17 protein-coding genes, 1 tRNA gene and 1 pseudogene are annotated in these 20,317 nt (G+C 61.9%); 5 read left to right on the top strand and 14 right to left on the bottom strand.

What is annotated here, in order from left to right:
• Positions 1–5 precede the first annotated feature (5 nt).
• From HB778_RS19875 to HB778_RS19860, 4 genes are all read right to left on the bottom strand, one after another.
• Positions 6–1,145 carry an ABC transporter permease gene (locus HB778_RS19875; protein WP_096454012.1) on the bottom strand — a complete coding sequence of 380 codons (1,140 nt, stop codon included), beginning with the start codon at positions 1,143–1,145 and terminating at the stop codon, positions 6–8.
• Entirely contained in the window at positions 1,146–2,153 is a 1,008-nt protein-coding gene (locus tag HB778_RS19870) for an ABC transporter permease (protein ID WP_183456278.1), read from the bottom strand. It lies immediately after the preceding gene.
• Between the two features lie 112 nt (positions 2,154–2,265).
• On the bottom strand, positions 2,266–4,347 hold the full coding sequence (locus HB778_RS19865) for an ABC transporter substrate-binding protein (RefSeq protein WP_183456276.1): 2,082 nt from the start codon (positions 4,345–4,347) through the stop codon (positions 2,266–2,268).
• Between the two features lie 106 nt (positions 4,348–4,453).
• A complete protein-coding gene (locus tag HB778_RS19860) occupies positions 4,454–5,920 on the bottom strand; it encodes an alpha-glucosidase/alpha-galactosidase (RefSeq protein WP_183456274.1) in 1,467 nt (488 codons plus the stop codon).
• A gap of 246 nt (positions 5,921–6,166) precedes the next feature.
• Here HB778_RS19860 and HB778_RS19855 point away from each other — a divergent pair.
• Positions 6,167–7,043, top strand: a pseudogene (locus HB778_RS19855) (AraC family ligand binding domain-containing protein).
• Between the two features lie 22 nt (positions 7,044–7,065).
• On the opposite strand, the gene HB778_RS19850 reads toward HB778_RS19855, so the two are convergent.
• The 5 genes from HB778_RS19850 to HB778_RS19830 form a co-directional block, all read right to left on the bottom strand.
• Positions 7,066–9,093 (bottom strand): aldo/keto reductase, encoded by a 2,028-nt coding sequence (locus HB778_RS19850; protein WP_183456272.1) that lies wholly within the window; start codon positions 9,091–9,093, stop codon positions 7,066–7,068.
• A 35-nt stretch (positions 9,094–9,128) separates the two neighbouring features.
• Entirely contained in the window at positions 9,129–10,208 is a 1,080-nt protein-coding gene (locus HB778_RS19845) for an ABC transporter ATP-binding protein (protein WP_183456270.1), read from the bottom strand.
• An 8-nt stretch (positions 10,209–10,216) separates the two neighbouring features.
• Complete coding sequence (locus HB778_RS19840) at positions 10,217–11,053, bottom strand: carbohydrate ABC transporter permease (RefSeq protein ID WP_183456268.1); 837 nt, start codon at positions 11,051–11,053, stop codon at positions 10,217–10,219.
• Positions 11,050–11,910 carry a carbohydrate ABC transporter permease gene (locus HB778_RS19835; RefSeq protein ID WP_183456267.1) on the bottom strand — a complete coding sequence of 287 codons (861 nt, stop codon included), beginning with the start codon at positions 11,908–11,910 and terminating at the stop codon, positions 11,050–11,052. Before HB778_RS19835 ends, HB778_RS19840 begins: the two co-directional genes overlap by 4 nt.
• Positions 11,911–12,002: 92 nt before the next feature.
• Positions 12,003–13,274, bottom strand: a complete 1,272-nt coding sequence (locus HB778_RS19830) for an ABC transporter substrate-binding protein (protein WP_183456264.1) — start codon at positions 13,272–13,274, stop codon at positions 12,003–12,005.
• Positions 13,275–13,378: 104 nt separating this feature from the next.
• Between HB778_RS19830 and HB778_RS19825 the strand changes: the two genes are divergently transcribed.
• Together HB778_RS19825 and HB778_RS19820 are read left to right on the top strand one after the other, a co-directional pair.
• Positions 13,379–14,251 carry a helix-turn-helix domain-containing protein gene (locus tag HB778_RS19825; RefSeq protein ID WP_183456262.1) on the top strand — a complete coding sequence of 291 codons (873 nt, stop codon included), beginning with the start codon at positions 13,379–13,381 and terminating at the stop codon, positions 14,249–14,251.
• A 317-nt stretch (positions 14,252–14,568) separates the two neighbouring features.
• Positions 14,569–14,644, top strand: a tRNA-Phe gene (locus HB778_RS19820).
• Positions 14,645–14,694: 50 nt separating this feature from the next.
• On the opposite strand, the gene HB778_RS19815 is transcribed toward HB778_RS19820, so the two are convergent.
• The 4 genes from HB778_RS19815 to HB778_RS19800 all read right to left on the bottom strand — a co-directional run bounded on the left by HB778_RS19815 (position 14,695) and on the right by HB778_RS19800 (position 17,274).
• Positions 14,695–15,288, bottom strand: a complete 594-nt coding sequence (locus tag HB778_RS19815; protein ID WP_183456260.1) for a hypothetical protein — start codon at positions 15,286–15,288, stop codon at positions 14,695–14,697.
• A gap of 93 nt (positions 15,289–15,381) precedes the next feature.
• Complete coding sequence (locus HB778_RS19810; protein WP_183456258.1) at positions 15,382–15,684, bottom strand: hypothetical protein; 303 nt, start codon at positions 15,682–15,684, stop codon at positions 15,382–15,384.
• A gap of 27 nt (positions 15,685–15,711) precedes the next feature.
• A complete protein-coding gene (locus HB778_RS19805) occupies positions 15,712–16,365 on the bottom strand; it encodes an acyl-homoserine-lactone synthase (protein WP_183456256.1) in 654 nt (217 codons plus the stop codon).
• Positions 16,366–16,551: 186 nt separating this feature from the next.
• Positions 16,552–17,274, bottom strand: coding sequence for a LuxR family transcriptional regulator (locus HB778_RS19800; protein ID WP_183456254.1), 723 nt, complete (start codon positions 17,272–17,274; stop codon positions 16,552–16,554).
• A gap of 351 nt (positions 17,275–17,625) precedes the next feature.
• On the opposite strand from HB778_RS19800, the gene HB778_RS19795 reads away from it, so the two are divergent.
• On the top strand, positions 17,626–18,066 hold the full coding sequence (locus HB778_RS19795) for a hypothetical protein (RefSeq protein WP_183456252.1): 441 nt from the start codon (positions 17,626–17,628) through the stop codon (positions 18,064–18,066).
• A 91-nt stretch (positions 18,067–18,157) separates the two neighbouring features.
• Here the strand turns inward: HB778_RS19795 and HB778_RS19790 are convergent, their stop codons facing one another.
• A complete protein-coding gene (locus HB778_RS19790; RefSeq protein ID WP_183456250.1) occupies positions 18,158–18,754 on the bottom strand; it encodes a hypothetical protein in 597 nt (198 codons plus the stop codon).
• Positions 18,755–19,182: 428 nt separating this feature from the next.
• Here HB778_RS19790 and HB778_RS19785 point away from each other — a divergent pair, with 428 nt between their 5' ends.
• Entirely contained in the window at positions 19,183–20,292 is a 1,110-nt protein-coding gene (locus HB778_RS19785; protein WP_183456248.1) for a DUF4432 family protein, read from the top strand.
• The last annotated feature ends 25 nt before the right edge of the window (positions 20,293–20,317 follow it).

Raw genomic sequence — 20,317 nt, 5'->3', positions numbered from 1 at the left:
CCACCTCAGTACGGATCGACGGCGTCGCGCAGGCCGTCGCCCAGCGCGTTGAAAGCAAAAACGGTGGCGAGCACGAAACCGACCGGCGACAGGATCCAGGGATAGGTGCCTATGACGGAATAGGTTGCGGTGTCCTGCAGCATCAAGCCCCAGGAGATCAGCGGCGGCTTGACCGCAAAGCCGAGGAACCCGAGGAAGCATTCGAGCAGCACCACGGTCGGGATCGCCAAGGTGACCGCGACGATCACGTGGCTCATCACATTAGGCAAGATGTGCTGCAGGATGATGCGCCGGTCGGTGGCGCCGACCGCCATGGCGGCGCGCACATATTCGATGCGCGCCAGCGCCAGCGTCTTGCCGCGCACCTCGCGCGACATCTGCGCCCAGCCCAATGCCGACATGACGATGATGACAAAGGCAAGGAAGACATTGGTCGGCGCGGTGACGGGGATCAGCGTCGTCAGCGCCAGATAGAGCGGCAGCTGCGGGAAGGCGAGCACCAGCTCGACGAAGCGCTGCGTCCAGATATCGAACCGGCCGCCGAAATAGCCCGAAACCATGCCAACGGTGGTGCCGATGACGGTAATGATGAAGACGACCGTCAGCGCGATCATCAGCGAGACCCGTGAGCCATGTATGGCGCGCGACAGCACATCGCGGCCGAACTTGTCTGTGCCGAGGAAATGCACCGGCTGGCCGTCCGTCGAAGCGAAGAAATGCCGGTCCGCCGGGATCAGTCCGAAGAGCTTGTAAGGCGCGCCCTCGACAAAGAAGCCAAGCAGCCTTGGATGGTCGTAGTCGGGGCCGACGACGGGCTGGAAGGTGACCGGATCGAGGTCGGCCGAATCGGCCAGCGCATAGACCCGCGGCCGCATGACGAAATTGCCGTCCTTGTCGTGGAAGGAAGGCAGCTGCGGCGGCGCGAAGCCGACATCGGTCGCCTTCGGATCCATCGGCGCCAGGAATTCGGCGAAGACGGCCATCACCAGCAGCAGCACGACGAGCCAAAGCCCGGCCATGCCGGTCCAGGAGCGCTTCAGCCGGCGCCAGACGAGCGCGATATAGCTCTCATTGCCGCGCGCCGGTCTGGCGACGATGGGTCCTTCGGCCGGCAGCGGCGGGGGCGATGGATCGCGGGCCAGCATCTAGCTCTCTCCGTATTGGCGGATGCGCGGGTCGAGCAGGACGAGCAGCATGTCGGCGAAGATGTTGCCGACGATCAGCGTCGCCGCCAGCACCATCATGAAGGTGGCGGTGACATAGACGTCGCCGACCGCCATCGAGCCGACAACCGCCGGGCCGACGGTCGGCAGCGCGAAGATGATCGCCGTCTCGATCTCGCCGGTGAGCATGTAGGGCAGCACCACGCCCTGATACATGACGAGCGGATGCAGCGCATTGGGCACGGCGTGGCGCATGACGACCGCGCTGCCGGTCAGGCCCTTGGCTCTCGCCGTTTCGACATATTGGGCGTTGAGCGTATCCAGCAAATTGCCGCGCATGACGCGCATATTGTAGGCGAGGCCGCCGAAAGTGGCGATCGCCACCACCGGCCAGACATGCTTGACGAGGTCGACGAACTTTGCCCATGACCATGGCGCGCCGCCATATTGCGGCGAGAAGAACGAGCCGATCTCCGAGACGTTGAACTGGAAGACCAGCAAGTAGACGATGATCAGCGCCATCAGGAAGCGCGGCACCGTCATGCCGAGGAAGGAGATGGCTGACAGTGTCGAGTCGATCCAGGTGTATTGCCTTGTCGCCGCCCATATGCCGAAGGTAATGCCCAGCACCGAGGCGAGCAGATGGCAGACCAGCGCCAGAAGCAGCGTGCGCGGCAGCCGCTCGCCGACCACATCGGCCACCGGCTTGTTGTAGTAGAGGCTGTAGCCGAAATCGCCGCGCGTGATGATGCCGCCGATCCAGTTGAGATACTGGACGGGCAGTGGCTTATCGAGGCCGTGTTCGACACGGTAGGCCTGCGCCTGCGCATCGGCCTCGGCGAAGGACGCGCCGCCCTGGTTGATCAGCTGCGAGCGGATGTAGTCGGCATAGTCGCCAGGCGGCGCCTGGATGATGGCGAAGGTGACGAGGCTCAGTATGGCGAGGACCGGAATTGCCGACGCTATGCGCATAGCCAAGAATCGCAACATGGTCGGTCTGCTTCCTCATTCGCCGGACGCTCCCGTTGAGGGCCGTTCGGAGGGTTGGTTCTCCCGGCCGCGCCAGCAGCGCGGCCGGGTCTCTTGGTCAGGGGAGGTAAACTTACATCGGGCCTTTGTCTCCAGGCTTGCCGGGAAGCTCTTGCGGGAACAATTCGTATTTCGCCTGCTTGTCGGCCTTGACGAAGACCCGTTCGCGGACGATCGAATCCTCGGCCCAGTTGAACATGAAGATCGGCGTGCCCTGCGGAATGTTCGAGAAGCGCTTGTTGACGATCAGCGCGCCGGGATATTCCGTCAGGCCGACATTGTAGACATGTTCGGTCGAGATCTTCTGGAACTCCCTCATCAGACTGGCGCGTTTGTCATTGTCCTCTGACGCGACGAACTTGTTGACGATGTCGACAAGGTCTTTTTCGAAAGGCATCAGGTCGACTTCGCCGCTTTCCGGCGCGCGGTGGTTCCAGCTGGTCTTCGGACCGACGGGTGCGAGCTGCTCGGTGTTCTGCACGACCGAGGTCAGTTCCTGGTCGTTGCGCCGGATCAGCCAGTCGAAGCGGCCGGAATATTGCGACGCATCGCGCTGGGTGCCGTTGAGACCGTTGAGCACAACCCTAAGGCCAAGCTTTTCCATCTGGGCGACGACGCCTTCGGCGAGGCTTTTGTCGGTGCCGTAGTCGTTGTTGACCAGCATCACGATCTCGACATTCTTGCCGCCGGCGGTGCCGGCCGGGAAGTTCACGAAACCATCGCCGTCGGTATCCTTGAGGCCGGCCTTGGCGAGTTCCGCCTTGGCGCCCGCGAGATCGAAGGGATAGTAGACGGTGGACTTGCGGTCATAGAAGCTGGTGCCCGAGGAGAAGCCTCCCGGGTAGATCGCCGTGAACGGCCCCTTGACGAGGGAGTCGCCCAGCGCCTTGCGGTCGAGCGCCATGGTGACGGCCTTGCGGAAGTCCTCATTGCGGTTCAACTCGCGGACCGCCTGGCTGCGTTCGTCCGGGTTGCCCCAGCCATTGGCGGAATAGTTCAGGCGCAGATTGTAGCCGATGAGGCGCGGGCCGAAGGCCAACCGCGCCGGCGCATTCGCCTCCGCCGCGCGCTTCAGTGAGGCGACGAAATTCTCCGGCTGCTCGAGATTGGAGAAATCGGCCGAGCCGGCGACCGCCTGGACGTCGCGGTCGGCCCAGGTCGACAGCTTGTACTGCAGCTCGTTGAGGTAAGGCAGCTGGTTGCCCTTTTCGTCGACCTTCCAGTAATAGGGGTTGCGGCGCATGACGATGATGTCGTCCGGCCGGTATTCGACCGGCACCCAGGCGCCCATCACCGGCATGTTCATATATTCCGGCGGAAAGGCATTCTTGAACTGGTCGTAGGTGTTCTTCGAATATTTCGGATGCTGCGGCTTCAAGATGTGCGCGGGGCCGGGGCAGAAGGTACCGTAGGCCATGGCGTAGAGGTACTGTTTCGGGAAGGCGTCCTTGAACGTCCACTCGACGGTGTAGTCGTCGATCTTCTTCAGCGTCGTGCCGACACCGAAGGTTTCCGGCGTCGCGCCATTGAGCGGCGAGACGTTCGGGTCGACCACCTCGTCATCCCAGTAGAACATGACATCGTCGGCGTTGAAGGCGACGCCATCGGACCATTTGGCGCCCTCAATCAGATGCATGGTCAGCTTGTGGCCATCCTTCGACCACTCCCAGCTCTTGGCGAGGTTCGGCAGCGGCTCGGTGTCCTTGGCTTCGACCTGGAACAGCGGCGCGGTGCGCGTCAGGCATTCGGAGAGGCCGATATCGATGCCGCCCCAGCCTTGCGTCTGGCCGGCGCCATAGTTCCAGCCCTCCGGCCGACCGCCGATGACATGGCGCATCGTATCGCCATAGACACCGATGCCATCCGGCATGTTGGGTGTCTTGAAGACCAGCGGCTCCTTCGGCAGCCGGTCCTTGACCGGCGGCAGCTTGCCGGTCTTGACGTATTTCTCGGTCACCCAGTCCGGCTCGTGATATTCCGGCAGCGCCTTGAACTCCAGGATGGAGTCGCGCGCGACATACTTGATCTTGCCCTCGGCCGGAAAGGTCGCCGGCACCGGCGGGACTGTCGGCTCTGATGCGAAGGCGTTGAGCGCCGGAACGGAGACGCTCAGCGCCAGTCCGGCGGCAATGCCAATGCTGCGTAGATTCCTCATTATCGATCTCCTCCCTCGTGTTCAGACGTTTGCTGCTGCGCGTCTTCTGCCCGGACGCTGACTGCGGCGGACCTGCCTCCCAAGGTCCGTCGCTGCGCCCAAGATTTCAGCCGGCCTGTTTGAGCGCGGCTTTCTCGGCGCGCAATTCCTCGATCGAGCGCACGTTTCGCCGTGCGGCGCCGTCCCATTCGCGGGTCTTCACCTGCGATTTCGATAGCCGTTCCTTGGCGGCCGGAACCGCATGCGCATATTGCGGCAGCCAGGCGGCCTGGGCGACGACCATCTCATCGACCATCTGCCAGACCTCCTCCGGCGTCGACACCGCGCCGACCAGCGGGTCGTGCAGCACGGCGAGCTTCAAGAGATCGATGTCGCCTGATATGGCGGCATGGACCGACATGCGCTGGACATTGATCGACGATATGCAGGTGGCCGCACAGGCTTCCGGCAGCGTGATGCCGGCGGCCATGTTGATGCCGAAGCGGTCGACGAAGCCGGGCGATTCGATGATGGCGTCCTGCGGCAAATTGGTGATCACGCCATTGTTCTTGACGTTGAAATGGCCGCGATAGACACGGTTGGTCTCCAGCGCCTCGAGGATGTGGCTGGCATGCTCGTTGGAGCGTTTTGTCGGATCGATCGGCTTCGATGCTGCTTCGAGGAATTGCGGATATTCCGTCTCGAACCAGTTGCGGGTTTCGGTCGAGTAGCGCAGATAGCCGCCGGTCTCGCCGTGGATCCAGTCGGACATGTCGATCCAGCGCGTGATCTCGTCGGGCCGCTTGCGGTACCAGGGCAGATATTCGGAGAGATGTCCGTTGCTTTCGGTCGAATAGATGCCAAAGCGCTTCAACACATCGATGCGCAGCTTTTCCTGCTGCGAATAGACCGGATGCGCCTCGAAGGCGGCAACCAGCTCGTCCTTGCCGACCTTGCGACCGTTCAACCGCAGATCGATGAACCAGGTCTGGTGATTGATGCCAGAGCAGACATAGTCGAGTTCCTGCCTGGACTTCGCGCCCAGCACCGTGGCGATCTGCTCGGCGCCATGCTGGACACCGTGGCAGAGGCCGACCGTGTCGACCTTGCCGTACTCGATCGCCGCCCAGGTGTTCATCGCCATCGGGTTGGCATAGTTGAGGAATTTGGCGCCCGTCGCGGCGACCTCGCGTATGTCCTTGCAGAAGTCGAGGATCACCGGGATGTTGCGCTGGCCATAGAGGATGCCGCCAGCGCAGATCGTGTCGCCGACGCACTGGTCGATGCCATATTTCAGCGGAATGCGGATATCGTCGGCATAGGCTTCGAGACCGCCGACCCGCACGCAGCTGATGACATAGCGCGCGCCTTCCAGCGCCTTGCGGCGATCGGTTGTCGCCGACACTTTTGTCGGCAATCCGTTCGCCTCGACGATCCTGTCGAGGATCGCCTTGATCATCCCGAGATTGTGCTCGCTGAGGTCGGTCAGCGCGAATTCGATATCCCTGAATTCGGGCACGCAGAGGATGTCGGTGAACAGTTTCTTGGTGAATCCGACGCTGCCGGCACCAATGATAGCGATTTTGAAACTCATCAGCCGCACCTCACCCTAGTCTAATAACAGACCGGGAACGACAGGGGTGGGTCGCAGCCACATGCCGTGGCATGTGTGCGCGACAAGCCGGATTCCGGCCTGCCAACCTCCCTGCCCGCTCCTCGCCTGCGGATCTCTCTCGCTTTTCGAAGGGGATTATGCCCTTATTCACGAGCGCGACCAGAGAAGGATTATGCTTTCAAGGGTAATTTTGTGCTGCGGGATTTGATCACCAACGGACAGTCGATGCGCACGATCTCGCTGCCGCGCGGCCGCCAGCGCCTGCATGCCATGCCGACCAGCACCGGCTACGAGGTGCGCGAGGACGAGACTTACGACTGGGACGGGCGCAAACGCGGCCAGACCCCGTTTACCGTGCTCCAGCACACGATCAGCGGAACCGGCCAGCTGCGCTACGAGAACCGCAACTACCGCCTGCAAGAGAATGACACGCTGCTGGTGCTGGTGCCGCACAACCACCGCTACTGGCTGGCGAGCGACGAGCGCTGGGAATATTTCTGGATCTCGATGAACGGTGAGGAGGCGCTGCGCATCCACAAGTCGATCCTCAGCGTCTCCGGCCCGGTGTTCCGGCTTAAGCCGGCGACCGTCGACCACCTTGCCGATTGCAGCCTGCGCCTCATCAAGGGGGCGGCCTCACCGGGTGCCGCGTCCGCTATCGCCTACGAGGCGGCGATGGCGCTCTATGACGATGTCTTCGGCTCGCATGCCTTTGCCGAGAAGCAGAGCGCCATGCAGCCTGTCATCGACCACATCAACGCCAATCTCGACAAGCCGCTGCCGGTGGCGGAGCTCGTCCAGATCAGCGGCCTCAGCCGTGCCCATTTCTCGCGCTGCTTCGCCGAGAGCGAAGCGCCTGCCGCCGGCCGAGTTCGTACTGCAGCAGCGCCTGCAGCGGGCGGCGAAGCTATTGACTAAGGCGGACTTCCTGCCGGTCAAGGAAGTCGCCATCCTATGCGGCTTCGAGGACGCGAACTATTTTTCGAAGGTCTTCCGCCGCCTCTACGGCACCACGCCCAGCCAGTTCCGCACCACCGGCATGTATGCCAATCTGCGAACGCCGGCCAGGCGCGGCGTCAGGCTGTCGGACGACGAGACCTGACGCCGCTTTGAGGCTTGCCCTATCAGGCGGCGTGCAGGCTGCCGCCGTCCAGCCACTCAAGATCAGCCGGCGAAAGCGCGATATCCAGCGCCCGCAGGCTGTCTTCCAGCTCGCCCAGCGTGCGCGGCCCGATCAGCGGAACCGACGGGAAAGGCTGGTTGAGCACATAGGCCAGCGCAACATGGATCGGGCTCTTGCGCAGCCTGGTGGCGAGCTCGATGGCGCGGTCGCGACGGCCGAAATTGCGCTCCGAATACCAGACCCGCACCAATTCCTCGCTGTCGCGCCGGTCGCGCCCGGCGCGCTCGGTGAAGAAGCCGCGGCCCTGGCTCGACCAGGCGAAATTCGGCATCTGCCTGGATGTCAGCCAGGCCTTCCAGTCGTCGGTGGACGAGGTGACGCAACCCGCCCAGATCGGCTCCAGCATTTCGGCCAGCGAAAAATTGTTGGAGAGCGCGCCGGGCTTCTGCTTGCCGGTGCGCTCGGCATAGGCAATCGCCTCGTCCATGCGCTGCATCGTCCAGTTCGAGCCACCGAACGGGCCACGGATGCGGCCGGCCTTGACCTCACGGTCCATGGCGTCGACGAACTCGCCGACCGGCACGTCCGGATTGTCGCGATGCATGAAATAGATATCGACATGGTCGGTCTGCAGGCGGTCGAGCGACTGGGCGAGCTGCTTGCCGATCACGTCGGGATAGCAAAGCGGCGAATGCGCGCCCTTGGCGATGATCACCGATTGCTCGCGCACGCCGCGGTTTTTCAGCCATTCGCCAAGCAGCTTTTCGGTGTAGCCAGCGCCGTAGACAAAACCGGTGTCGAACAGATTGCCGCCGGCCTCGAAGAAGGCATCGAGCAGGATCGAGCCCGAGGAGAAGGTCCGGAAATCCTCGAAGCCGAGCGCCACCACCGATGCCGGCTTCGCCAGGCCCGGAATGGCGCGCTTGCCGATCGCGGTGCCGCCGGAGCGCAAGGGCCGGCCGGAGATGGTGTTGGTGCGCAACGGGGCCTTTTCGATCTCGTATTCCAGCCCGACGGCGGCGCGCCATCTGTCGAGCACGCGCAAGGTGCCGAGACTGTCGGCCCAATCCATGCCCGGCCAGGCGAATTCCTGCCGTCCGGCAAGGATCGCCTCGCCGGCGCCGTCGACCTCGAAGGAATAGACATGGCGCTTTTCGTCGACGCTGATCGTCTGGCGCGCACCGTCAGCGCCGATCACGTCGATGCGGCCGAGGCCGACATCGCGATTTCCCCCGGCGAACCAGAAGTCCGGCACCTCGATGCGGCCCTTGGTGCCGAAGATGCGCAGCACATTGTCCTGGTTGAGCGAGATGCTGCAGGAGACCTCGGCGACGATGCCGCCGGGAAAATGCAGCAGTGCCGAGGCCCATTCATCAACGCCGGATTGGCCAAGATGAGCCGTGCCAACGACCTTGTCGGGCTCGGCAAAAGGTTGTCCCGATGCCGCCCCGGCAATCAGCCGCGCCATCGAGACGGTATAGCCGCCGACGTCCAGGATGCCGCCGCCGGCAGACTCGTTGGCATAAAGCCGGTGCTCCGGCATGAAGCGCGGCATGGCAAAGCCGAAGCTCGACTTGATCATCCTGATCTCACCAATGACGCCCGACTTGATCAGTTCCACTAATTTCAGTGTCTGCGGATGCAGCCGGTACATGAAGGCTTCACCGAGAAAGGTACCGGCCTTGCGCGCGGCATGGATCATGGCGTCTGCCTCGAAGGCGGTCAGCGCCAGCGGCTTTTCGCACAGCACATGCTTGCCCGCTTCCGCCGCCCTGATCGCCCATTGCGCGTGGCCGGGATGCGGTATCGCGATGTAGATGGCATCGATGTCGGGATCGGCAAGCAGCGCTTCATAACCGTCGACGATGCGGGCACCGGGGAAGGCCTCGGCGAGGCCCGGCTTGCCGGGATTGCGCGCGCCGATGGCGACCAGTGTTCCGGTGCGCGAAGCGGCCACGCCGCCGGCGAAGGCCTGGGCGATGCTGCCCGGGCCGAGAATGCCCCAGCGAATAGGCGTGGTTGCGGTCATTGTCATACTCCTTGAAGGCTGGACGGGGCGGCGGGTCAGCGCAGCCGCAGCCCGTTTTCGTCGAACAGATAGGATTTGCGGATGGAAACGGTGACCTCGGAGGTGGTGGGAACCTTCACCGCGTCGCGCTGGATCACCACGTCTTCGCCATGGGCTGTTCGGGCGTAGAGAAAGCTCGTGCCGCCCAGATGCTCGACCACGTCGATGGCGACGACGAGGTCGGTGTCGCCTTCTCCGGCATCGCCGAAATGCTCGGGCCGCACACCGACGATCACCTTGCTGCCCGCTTCCGGCGCAGCGCCGGTCAGCGGCTGGGTGATACGGGTCTTCTCCTGGCCCGCCAGCTCGACCACGACACCACGCGCGTCGTGCCCGACGATTTGCGCGTTGATGAAATTCATCTTCGGCGAGCCGACGAAGCCGGCCACGAACAGATTGTCGGGATCGTCATAGAGATCGAGCGGCCGGCCGATCTGCTCGATGTGGCCGGCGCGCAGCACGACGATCCGGTCGGCGAGCGTCATCGCCTCGGTCTGATCGTGCGTGACATAGACCATCGTGGCGCCAAGTTCCTTGTGCAGGCGCGATATCTCGACCCGCATCTGGACACGCAGTTCGGCGTCGAGATTGGAGAGCGGCTCGTCGAACAGGAAGACCTGCGGCTCGCGCACGATGGCGCGGCCGATGGCGACGCGTTGGCGCTGGCCGCCGGAGAGTTTCTTCGGGCGCCGGTCCATCAATTCGCTGATGCGCAGGATTTCCGCTGCGCGCTTCACCCGCCGCTCGGTGTCGGCCTTCGGATTGCCGGTCATGCGCAGCCCGAAAGAGAGATTCTGCTCGACGCTCATATGCGGATAGAGCGCGTAGGACTGGAACACCATGGCGATGCCGCGATCGGCCGGCTCGACATCGTTGACCAGCTTGCCGCCGATGGCGATCTCGCCGCCGCTGATGTCCTCGAGCCCGGCGATCATCCTGAGCAAGGTGGACTTGCCGCAGCCGGAGGGGCCGACGAAGACGACGAACTCGCCGTCCTTGATGTCGATGTTGGCGCCATGGACGACCTCGAAGGCGCCGAAGCGCTTGACCACATTGCTCAGCGTAACGGTTGCCATGCTGCCTCTTACTTGACTGCGCCGGCGGCGATGCCGGCGATGAAATGGCGCTGCAGGAGCACGAAGACGATGAGCATCGGCACGGTCAGCATCACGGCGCCGGCCATGATGCCGCCCCACGACACTTTGGTGAGGCCGATCAGCGTGCCGAGGGCCACCGGCGCCGTCATCGAGCCCGGCTGGCTGTTGATCAAAAGCGGCCAGAGATAATTGTTCCAGGAGGCAAGGAACAGGATGATGGCGAGCGCGGCCAGCATCGGCCGCGCCAGCGGCAGCGCGACGAAGAGGAAGATGCGCCATTCCTTCACGCCTTCGACGCGGGCTGCATCGAACAAATCGTCCGGCATCATCGAAAAGCTCTGGCGCATGAACAGCACGCCGAGCGAATTGAACAGCGGCGGCACGATCAGCGCCACCCAGGTGTTGGCGAGCTGGAAGTCGCGCGCCACCATGATGAATTGCGGGATCAGCACCACCGCATAGGGCAGCGTGATGGTGCCGAAGATGATGCCGACGACCACCCCCTTGCCGAAGAACTGGTAGCGCGCCAGCGCCCAGCCGGCCATCGACGTCAACAGCACCGACAGGAAGGTGTAGGTCACCGCCACGGAAACGGAGATGCCGATGGCGCCGACGAAGTTGGTGTCGCGCTGCAGATTGTTGAAATTGTCGATGAAATTGCCGTGCGGCAAAAGCTCGATGCCCGGGCTGAAGATGCCGTTGTCGGGCATGGTCGAGAACACCACCATCATCCACAGCGGGAACAGCCAGACCAGCGCCAGCGGGGTGAGGAAAAGATGCAGCGCAATGCTGCGCCGCAGGCGGGCGGAAGAGAGCGAACTCATTGCTTTTCCCTCGTCAGCCACAGTTGCACCAGCGTGATGGCGATCGCCAGCGCCGCCATGGTGTAGGCGACGGCCGAGGCATAGCCGAAATTGAGCGACCGGAACCCCTGGCGGTAGAGCAGCAGGCCGAGCGTCTCGGTGCCGCCGCCCGGCCCGCCGCGCTCGGTGATCAGGAAGGGCTCGGTGAACAGCTGCATGGTGCCGATGATCGACAGCACCAGGCAGAACACGATGACCGGCTTCAAGAGCGGCAAGGTGATGTGGAAGAACTGTTTGAGCTTGCTGACGCGGTCGAGCGTCGCCGCCTCGTAGACATCCTCGGGGATGGATTGCATGCCGGCCAGAAGGATGATGGCGTTGTAGCCGGCCCAGCGCCAGGTGACCGCGATCATGATCAGCGCCATGGCCGGCGTGACATTGGAGAACCAGTCGATCTTGGGCAGCCCGACACTGTTCAGGAGCTTGTTGACGATGCCGAAATCGAGGCTGAACATCAGCCGGAACACCGCCGAATAGGCGACCTCGCCGACAACGACCGGAGCGAAGAAGGCGAAGCGGTAGAGCCCCCTCGCCTTCAACAGCGGCGAATTCAAAAGCACGGCCATCACCATGGCCAGCGCGATCATCACCGGCACCTGGATGACGAGGATGAGCAGCGTGTTCTTCAGCGCGTTGAAAAAGGCCGGATCGCCGATCAGCCGGCCCCAGTTGAAGCCCGGCGCAAAGCGCCAGGGCACGGTGCGTGTCGCCTGGAACGAGATCATGAACGAAGAGATGATCGGCCACACCCAGAAGACGGAGAAGATCAGCAGATAGGGCGCCAGGAAACGATAGGCCGTGGCGTTGCGGTTGCGCATCTTCCTCCTCCCTCATATCCGGTGTTTCAGACAAGCTCGCAGGCGCAGGGTCCGGGCAGCAAGAGCCGTCCCGGACCCTCGGCCCTGGGAGGTTATGATTTGACCGGCAATCCGGTCGCCGCGGCGATCTGTTTTGCGGCGTCGTCGAGTGCTGCCTTGGCGTCGGGATAGCCGCCGCCCAGATATTTGGTCTGCACCGCGCGAACGATGATTTCGGCATCGCTCTGGAACTGCGTGCCGCGGCTGGGGACGACCTTGGGCAAGGTGCCCAGAATATCCTTCCACACCGCCTGGCCACCCCAATAGGGCAGGCCTTGGCTGACGTAGGGATCGTCAAGCGCCGAGACCAGCGAGGGGACGAGGCCGAACTCCTTCAGCATGGTGATCTGGCCTTCATTGGTTCCGAGCGTGTATTTCAGATACTCGTAGGCCGCTTCCTTGTTTTTCGAGGCCGAGGTGATGGCCAGCGACGAGCCGCCGAGATTGGCGGCACGCGGGCCGTCGGCGGTCAGGCTCGGCATCAGATAGACGCCCCATTTGCCGTTTTCACCGGCCGATTCGGTGCGGATCGTGCCTTCATACCAGCCGCCATAGATTTGGGTGGCGACGGCGCCGGCCGTGTTGTTGGTGATCTTGGTGCCCCAGTCGGCCGACGAGACGATGCCGGCGTCCTTCATCTCCTTGACCTTGGTCATGGCGTCGACGCATTTGGGCTGGTTGACCGTGATCGACTGGCCGTCCTCGGAGAAATAGGCGCAGCCCTGCTCGTTGGAGATCATGCGGAAGAATTCGCTGTCGCCGTTGAAATCGGCGTTGGTCATCGAGACGCCCGGATTGGCGGCCTGGATCTTCTTGCCGGCAGCGATGAAATCGTCCCAGGTCTTGATCGATGCCGGATCGACGCCGGCCTTCTCGTAGAAGTCGCGGCGATAGAAGGCGGCGACCGGGCCTGAATCCCACGGCATGGCATAGGCCTTGTCGCCGACCTCGAGCTCGGTGCGTTTGAAATCGGGGAATTTCTTCTGGTCTTCCGCCGTGTAGCCCAGCGTGTGCAGGTCGACGAAGCAGTCGGGGAACTGGCTCCAGTAATTCTCGGCCTCGCCATTCTCGATGGTGACGATGTCGGGCAGGCCGACGCCGCCGGCGGCACATCCGGCGATCGACTTGTCGTAGGTCGGCTGGTTGCCGAGATCCTGGACCGTGACCTTGATGTCGGGATGCAGCTTGTTGAAGCCGGCAACTGTCGCCTTCAGCGAAGAAGCGGCGACATTCCAGCTCCAGATGGTGATTTCGCCGGACTGCGCAAAGGCCGGGGCTGAGCCCAGGGCAAGCGCGAGCGCGGCGCAGGTCAGTGTGATGCGCATTGAAATCCTCCCATTTCATTTGCTCTCTCTGCGAGCCGGGCTAGACTATGCAGTGCGGAAGGCTTGTCGCCGACAAAGGGAATACGGAATTGGCGGAAAGTAAGATGCCGGAACGGCCGTTTTACCAACCAGGCGCCAGCAGCGTGGAAGGCCTGCCGCTGCTCCTGCAGATGTTTCACACCGCTCCGCTGGTGATGCTGAAGCCGCACTGGCATGCCCAGGTCGAGGTGAATTTCATCGTGCGCGGCAGCGTGCACTACCGCATGAACGAGCACGAGATTTCGCTTTCGGCCGGCGAGATGTGCTTCTTCTGGGGCGGCCTGCCGCACCAGATGGACGATCTCAGCGACGACGCCATCTATGCCGGTGCGCATCTGCCCTTGGTGCATTTCTTCCGGCTGCATCTGCCGGCGGATGTGCGCCACCGACTGATGACGGGTGCCACGCTGGTGACCGCCGCCACCGATCAATCCGACAACGACAATTTCGCCCGCTGGAACCGCTACGCCCGCTCGGGCGACCCGGCCAAGGCCGAGCACGCCGTCAACGAGCTTCTGCTGCGGCTGGAGCGGGTGCGGTTCGAGCCTTACCGGCTGGTGCCCGAAACGGCGGCCGGACAGGAAGCCGGCAGTGCCTTCGACCAGCAATCGTCGCGCAATGTCGGGCGCATGTGCGATTTCATCGCCGAGAATTTCCTCTACGACATCGATTGCATGAACATCGCGGCCGCCGCCGACATCCATCCCAAATATGCCATGAGCCTGTTCAAGAAATCGACCGGCATGACGCTCAACGAGTATGTCAACCTGTTGCGGCTGAGCTACGCGCAGGCGCTTTTGATGCACCAGGACGCCAATGTGCTGCGTGTCGCCATGGACTCCGGTTTCGGCTCGCTCAGCGCCTTCAACAAATCGTTCCGCAAGCTGGCCGGCATGACGCCGTCTGATTTTCGCAGAAGCGTGGCCGGCGCCAGGTAGTGCGGCAGCCCGTCGCCGCTTGCCGTTGGCACTGCGGCATCATGATCGTCGGCTAAGGACGGATCCCGGCAGTTGCCGCGCGCCATGGCGGCACGTGCACGCGATGCCCAACGGCCGAAAGGGGCAACCCGCGCGCCATTGCGGAGATGAATGCGCCTGATGAAGCCACCCTTTCCACAGCCTCTCTTTTCCTGCCGGAAATCGCCACCTAAGCGCTGGACAGGCTAAATTCCCGTGCTATAACCCACGCGCTTTCAAGGGGCGCCCCACGGCGCCTTGATGAAATCCGGTGCGCGAGGTTTCGTTTGCCGGAACAGGCCCAGATAGCTCAGTTGGTAGAGCAGCGGACTGAAAATCCGCGTGTCGGTGGTTCGAATCCGCCTCTGGGCACCACTACCCCAGCCAGGATGTTGGCTCGGCTGAAAAATCTGCAAGGTGCACTGCTACCAAGGAAATGGCCAAGGCACCGGTAGTCCGTCGCGGACGGCTACAGTTTTGGGGTTGCTGGCCGGAATACTTGCCAAGGGAGCAAAACCAAGCTGCAATGCCTTGAGCAAGTCCGCCGTAGCAATCTCGTAGACATTGATCTGACCGGTCAAGGCGCCGCACAAGGCAATATGCAACAGGCCGTCAGACGATTGCTGACTTGAGATAACTGGTATGCCGGCATCGAGCAACTCTTGGGCCATCTCTGCCAAAGGTATTTGTTGGCCAGGTCCGCATTGCAACGTGCCATCATACTTATAGATTTTGCTTGTAGCCGTGTCGTAGGGCCATTCAGCGAAGCCAGCCGGTCCGACGAAGCTTTTCAGGATTAGTTCCCATTCGGCGGATTTGATCACATAGGTATTTGCGCGTCCCGTTGGCGCTCCGCAGATTTGAGGGATAAAGACCGGGATGGTCCGCTTTTCGGCGCTTATGGCGTGCCCGCCCAGTCCTGAAAGGACCTCCTGGTCTTCTCTCAGCGTTCTGGCTCGACCGAGTCCGCATTGCAGGCTTCCGTCTGGGCGATAAACGCGAACAAGTTTGTCGGCCATTGCATTTGTCCTCGCCGAGGTCCCGATAGTGATCCGCCGTATGGATGAGTCGCTGCCGACTACCGGTGCGATCTCGAGATCCTCGAAATTTTCCTACTTGTTGTTGGCGCAGACCTTTTTCGGATCAGGCTTCCATTTCGCCGGCTTGAGAATGGTCCCCTGCTGGCAGGGATCCACGTCGCGGCTCACCGTTCCAGTCACCGTGCCGTACGTTCCCACCGTCGGCGCTGGGGTGGCGTGCGTGATGTTGTAGAGCTTTTTTCCGCTCTTCAGCACGACGCAGCTCTTTTCAACACCAGCTTCCGCGCATCCGGAGACGGTGACTTTCTTCGCTTGGGCACCAGATGCAAATCCAAGCAACATAGCTACAGAGATGACCACGACGGCGTTTTTCACGCTTTCCTCCTTGGGATCGATTGTCTTCTACGCAGACACGGAATGCAGGGTCTTGTTGTTGAAGGGCGTTTGGATGCCGCGCCGCACCAGCAGTGAGTGATCCACGCCGAGTATTTTACGAACGCTCGCCAGGGCGGCCTCATTCACATGAATGTATGCGACGATGTACCACTCGCCGTTTTGCTCCCTGGCCATGCCCATGGGTTCGGCCTGCCACTTGAGCGCGCCGTGATGCGGCATGAAATAGGTTTCCTGGACGCCCCCCACCGCGGCAAGGCCCTCGTCGAGCGCGTATTCCATCACCGCGCAGCACAGCTGCGTCAGTGTGCCCCGCAGCCCGGTCGAACGTTTGTCGGGAACGACGAATGTGCGCGTCCATTCAGCCCAGTCAGGACGTCTGGGCACGCCCGATTTTTCGCACATGTGAGAAAAAACCTCCGAGACCATGTGCGGCTCGCTCGTTGGGATTAGTCGAGCCGAGGTCACCACGCGACCGTCCTCGATACCGAGCAGATACGTCGCCGTATCCGTATCGAACTGGTCCAGCTCGCGACCGTCTGGACTTGGAGGGCGCCAGTGTTTTTGATGCACGAAAAAGTCGTGCCGGCGGCGCAGAAACTCGTCGAATTCGTTTTCGTAGAGATGCTTGTTCAGCGCATTGACGACATGGACTTTTATCATTGCGCGATCCCCCGATCGATCTCGGAGGAATAGTTGCAGCCGTTCTAAAGTACGTCACCTGTCCGATCGGACAGTTGACGTGGCTAAAGCGCGTCGCGTTGAAACGGATTCATGCGACGCGCTTTAGGTCTTTGTTTTTATGCATGTCGTTCTCCCAAAATCGAGGTCACTTTTGGGCGACATGCATTAAGGGTGGATCAGTCGCCTGCGCACGGCTTCAACGACAGCCTGCATGGTGGTCGCGACGCCAAACGCCTCGCGCGCCCTTGTCGAATGCCATTTGACCGTGCGCTCGGCCAGGCCGAGGATCTGGGACGTTTCCGATGACGTTTTGCCCGCCGCGGCCCACAACAGCACTTCCTTCTCCCTATCGCTCAGCGGGCCTTCGTCGCCGTCATCGTTGTTCGACAGGGCCTGGATCGACATGCCGGCATAGACCGCCATTGTGACCAGTTGCACCTGCTGGCGTGGCGACAAGCTGCAGCTCTTGTGCGAGGAGGCGAAGGACAGGACGGACTGCCAATGGTGGACGCTGAGCATCGGCACCGCAAAACCACTCAAGATGCCGAATTCCGTCGCTTCGCCCGCAACGCGTCTGGAGCCTTCCGTATCAGACCATTTCGCTGGAACATCGGCCCAGAAAAAAGGCTTCAGCGTCTTGGCAGAGTAAATGCAAACGCCGTCGACAGCGGCATGCTCGGCGGCGACATAGCGCTCGAACCAACCCGCCGGCCAGCCGTTCAATTCAACCATCGGCGCCAGCTTTTGGCCGCCAAGGGGAACGCCGCTCAGGATAAGGTGCTCGAAGCCAAGATTCCTGACAGTCTCAAGCAAATCGCCCAGCAACGGCCCGGTTGCGGTATGCCTCCTGCAGCGTTCGACAAAGTCGAATACGTCTGAATCGATCATGCCAGAGACCCCCAGCCTCCATGCCGCGGTGCAAGTATAAGGCAATTCAGCAATTCGTAATATCCTAATAGAGCGATCTCTGTTTTGCCAACGGGCAAGGAGGGATCGATTGGCGTTTCTTGACGAATTGCGGTGATTGCAGCCGATCTGCCTGACCAAGATTCCCGAACGCATGCATGCAGCGGCAACGAGACGCCCTGCCGTTCATTTTAGGACGTTTCCCGGGATGATCGGCACGTCCGCGCAACCCGGCCGAAATCGCTTTGCTCGGATAGGCCGGCATCCGGATTCAATTTGCTTGGCGCCCCCTCATCCCTAGGGCAAACTTCCCGTGGGGCTGCAGGAGGTGAAATGAGAGCACGTGCAGCGACGCTCGGGGATCTCGAGGATGTCTTCCATGGCCTGTCCAAGCGGATGTCGGACGAATACGCGGCGGCCGGCAAGGACAGCAAGATCGCCTACGACAATCTGATGATGAATTTGAAGGAAGGCCGGGCGCACGCGCTGGTCGAGGGCGAGAAGGCCGTGGCGATCATCGCCTGGCACGAGAACAGCGACGCCGCCGATACGCTGTTTGCCGCGCAGGAGGATTTCTTCCGCGCCTCCACCGTGCGCTTTTGCAAGCGGCATATCAGGCACATCCAGGCGCTCGCCGGCAATCTGCCCATCCATTCGCGCAGCTGGCTGCAGGGGCCTGACGTCGCCAGATGGTTCGGCATTATCGGCTATGTCGAGCGCGGCCAGGAAAACGGCGCCAATTTGTTCGAACTGCCGTCGGCCCGCGCTGCATAGAACCGCGGGTGACCTGTCGGTCTGCGCCCGCATTTGGTTTTGAAGCTGTCGCGGAGGCGTCGAGGAGCCGCCCCGGTTTTGCGGGCGCCACCTAGCGTCCGAAGATGGCTTTCATCAGCGGTAGCCTGAAGCGGCCACTCGAGGGGCGTGGCGAGGCTTCTTTGGCAATCACGCGGCGCTTCTCCTGCGCAATGAGTTCCAGTTCCCGGAACAATCCAGCGTCATAGAACCGAAAGGCCTCGACTTTCCGGAACGCCTTGACACCGGCATTGGCCGTCCACTCCTCGCCGCCTTGCTTGGTGACGGCGACGTGGGTTTCGTTCTTCACAATGCGCGCCAGGCGTTCTTCATCAGGTTTCTCTCCTGGCGCAAAGAACGGGATCACCCTCTTCATGGTCCCTTGCGGGTCGGACACAAAATCTTCGTAGCCCACCAGCAGGCGGTCGAACTTAATCCGGCTGTCCACCCACTTTGCCATGAAGGCAGCCCATCCATCGGTTCGGATGAGTGCGAATTCTTTAAAGCTTTCCTTGGTGTCCGCGCCGCCATCGAGGAGATACAGTTCAAAGTCCGATACGGTTCCAGGCATGAACGAGCGATGCTGGACCAGATAAGGAACATCCGGCAGGATCCGCCCGGATAGATCGAAATCATGGTTCTTCGAGAATTTGACCCCCGCCGGACGCACGGAAGGTGCGGCAACAATCAGGATTATCAGTGGGATAAAACAGGCAATAATTGAAATCGTTGCCGAAATAGCTCAGGGCGAGCCGATGCATCAGGTGATGCCCACTGCGTGGCCAGCTTATGCCAGCGACGTATCTGATTTTCACTTTGGATGGTCCCCGAGTCTGCCCTCTTTTGATATCGATCTGCCTAGCTGGCGAACCGGGAGAAGTCTACCGACTTTGACGGGTACCGACCGACATTTAGGACCATTGTCCGGTGAAATTCGTCAAGCTCGGACCAACACCCGGCGCGATCTTCAAACTGCCGGTCCGCCCTGTCGAGAACGTCAGCCGGCTTGGCGGAGCATACGAGGCGCACTGCCGTTGATTTCCAGGCGCTTCCTGCGACTATCGGCATGCGCGCTTGCGGCAGATGAAGGTCGAAACAATGCATTACGAAAATTCCGATCATGTCTTCGTCGACCTCGTGCCCGAACAGTTTGGTCCGCTGGACACCACCGTGGCGCGATATTGCGGGCTTGTCGCCACCGCCTTCCGCTATCGATCCGGCGTTGCCGGCCTTCGCATCAGCAATGCGAAGGGCGAAATCGTCATCCTGCCGTTCCAGGGCCAGCAGATTTGGGACGCAACGTTCCTCAACCGCTCGCTGACCATGCGCTCGATGTTCGACGAGCCGGTTGCGACCCGGGACTATCTCTCCAACTACGGCGCGTTCTTCATTCACTGTGGCGCCACTGCGATGGGGAATCCGGGTCCGGACGACCGCCATCCGTTGCATGGCGACCTGCCCAATGCACCCTATGGGGATGTCCAGCTGATCATCGGGGACAATGCCGAAGGGCCATTCATGGCCCTGACTGGGCGCTGTCGCCAGACTGTCGCCTTCAGCCACGACTATGTGACGCAACCGACCGTGCGGCTGCAGCGCGACGCCAGCGGCGTTGCCGTAGACATCGCTATCACCAACCTGAAGCGCTCGCCTATGAATTTGATGTATCTGGCGCACATCAACTTCAGACCGGCGGATGACGGTCGTCTGGTCGACAGCGTGGTCGATGACCGCGCCGACATTGTCGTGCGCCAGGTGCTTCCCCCTTTTTTCACGCCGAGCGAAAGCTACCTTGCCTACCGCGATGCCATAGTCGCCGATCCCTCGCGGCATCGTCTGCTGACCAAGGGTGAGCCGATCGACCCCGAACTCGTGTTGACAATGAAGGCAAGGGCGGATGCCGAAGGCTGGGCGCACGCATTGCAGATCCACCCTGACCAGACAGCGGATTTCGTCAGCTTTCGCCCTGATGAACTCAATTATGCGGTGCGCTGGATCACGCGCGGCCGCGACCAGGACGCGCTCGGCCTTGTGCTGCCGGCAACTGCCGAACCCGATGGCTATCGCGCGGCGGAGGAAAGAGGCCGCCTCATTCGCGTCGCTCCGGAAGGGATGTTCCGCTGCACCCTTCGCTTCGGCGCGATGGACGCGGACATGGCCGCAAAACAGGAAGACATGATTTCGAGGATCAAGGCGCCGGGCGCCTAGCGGCCTTTCACCGCGAACGCCGTCC

The organism is Mesorhizobium huakuii (genome assembly GCF_014189455.1).
Lineage (GTDB): Bacteria > Pseudomonadota > Alphaproteobacteria > Rhizobiales > Rhizobiaceae > Mesorhizobium > Mesorhizobium huakuii_A.
Note: the sequence above shows the minus strand (reverse complement) of the source record. Positions and strands in the feature narration are given on the sequence as shown.

Bases quoted from the DNA above. Each gene is read 5' to 3' on its own strand.
- HB778_RS19875 (WP_096454012.1), bottom strand. From the start codon at position 1,145: ATGCTGGCCCGCGATCCATCGCCCCCGCCGCTGCCGGCCGAAGGACCC.
- HB778_RS19795 (WP_183456252.1), top strand. From the start codon at position 17,626: ATGAGAGCACGTGCAGCGACGCTCGGGGATCTCGAGGATGTCTTCCAT.
- HB778_RS19815 (WP_183456260.1), bottom strand. From the start codon at position 15,288: ATGGCCGACAAACTTGTTCGCGTTTATCGCCCAGACGGAAGCCTGCAA.
- HB778_RS19845 (WP_183456270.1), bottom strand. From the start codon at position 10,208: ATGGCAACCGTTACGCTGAGCAATGTGGTCAAGCGCTTCGGCGCCTTC.
- HB778_RS19805 (WP_183456256.1), bottom strand. From the start codon at position 16,365: ATGATAAAAGTCCATGTCGTCAATGCGCTGAACAAGCATCTCTACGAA.
- HB778_RS19870 (WP_183456278.1), bottom strand. From the start codon at position 2,153: ATGTTGCGATTCTTGGCTATGCGCATAGCGTCGGCAATTCCGGTCCTC.
- HB778_RS19825 (WP_183456262.1), top strand. From the start codon at position 13,379: ATGCCGGAACGGCCGTTTTACCAACCAGGCGCCAGCAGCGTGGAAGGC.
- HB778_RS19850 (WP_183456272.1), bottom strand. From the start codon at position 9,093: ATGACCGCAACCACGCCTATTCGCTGGGGCATTCTCGGCCCGGGCAGC.
- HB778_RS19785 (WP_183456248.1), top strand. From the start codon at position 19,183: ATGCATTACGAAAATTCCGATCATGTCTTCGTCGACCTCGTGCCCGAA.
- HB778_RS19835 (WP_183456267.1), bottom strand. From the start codon at position 11,910: ATGCGCAACCGCAACGCCACGGCCTATCGTTTCCTGGCGCCCTATCTG.
- HB778_RS19800 (WP_183456254.1), bottom strand. From the start codon at position 17,274: ATGATCGATTCAGACGTATTCGACTTTGTCGAACGCTGCAGGAGGCAT.
- HB778_RS19840 (WP_183456268.1), bottom strand. From the start codon at position 11,053: ATGAGTTCGCTCTCTTCCGCCCGCCTGCGGCGCAGCATTGCGCTGCAT.
- HB778_RS19860 (WP_183456274.1), bottom strand. From the start codon at position 5,920: ATGAGTTTCAAAATCGCTATCATTGGTGCCGGCAGCGTCGGATTCACC.
- HB778_RS19830 (WP_183456264.1), bottom strand. From the start codon at position 13,274: ATGCGCATCACACTGACCTGCGCCGCGCTCGCGCTTGCCCTGGGCTCA.
- HB778_RS19865 (WP_183456276.1), bottom strand. From the start codon at position 4,347: ATGAGGAATCTACGCAGCATTGGCATTGCCGCCGGACTGGCGCTGAGC.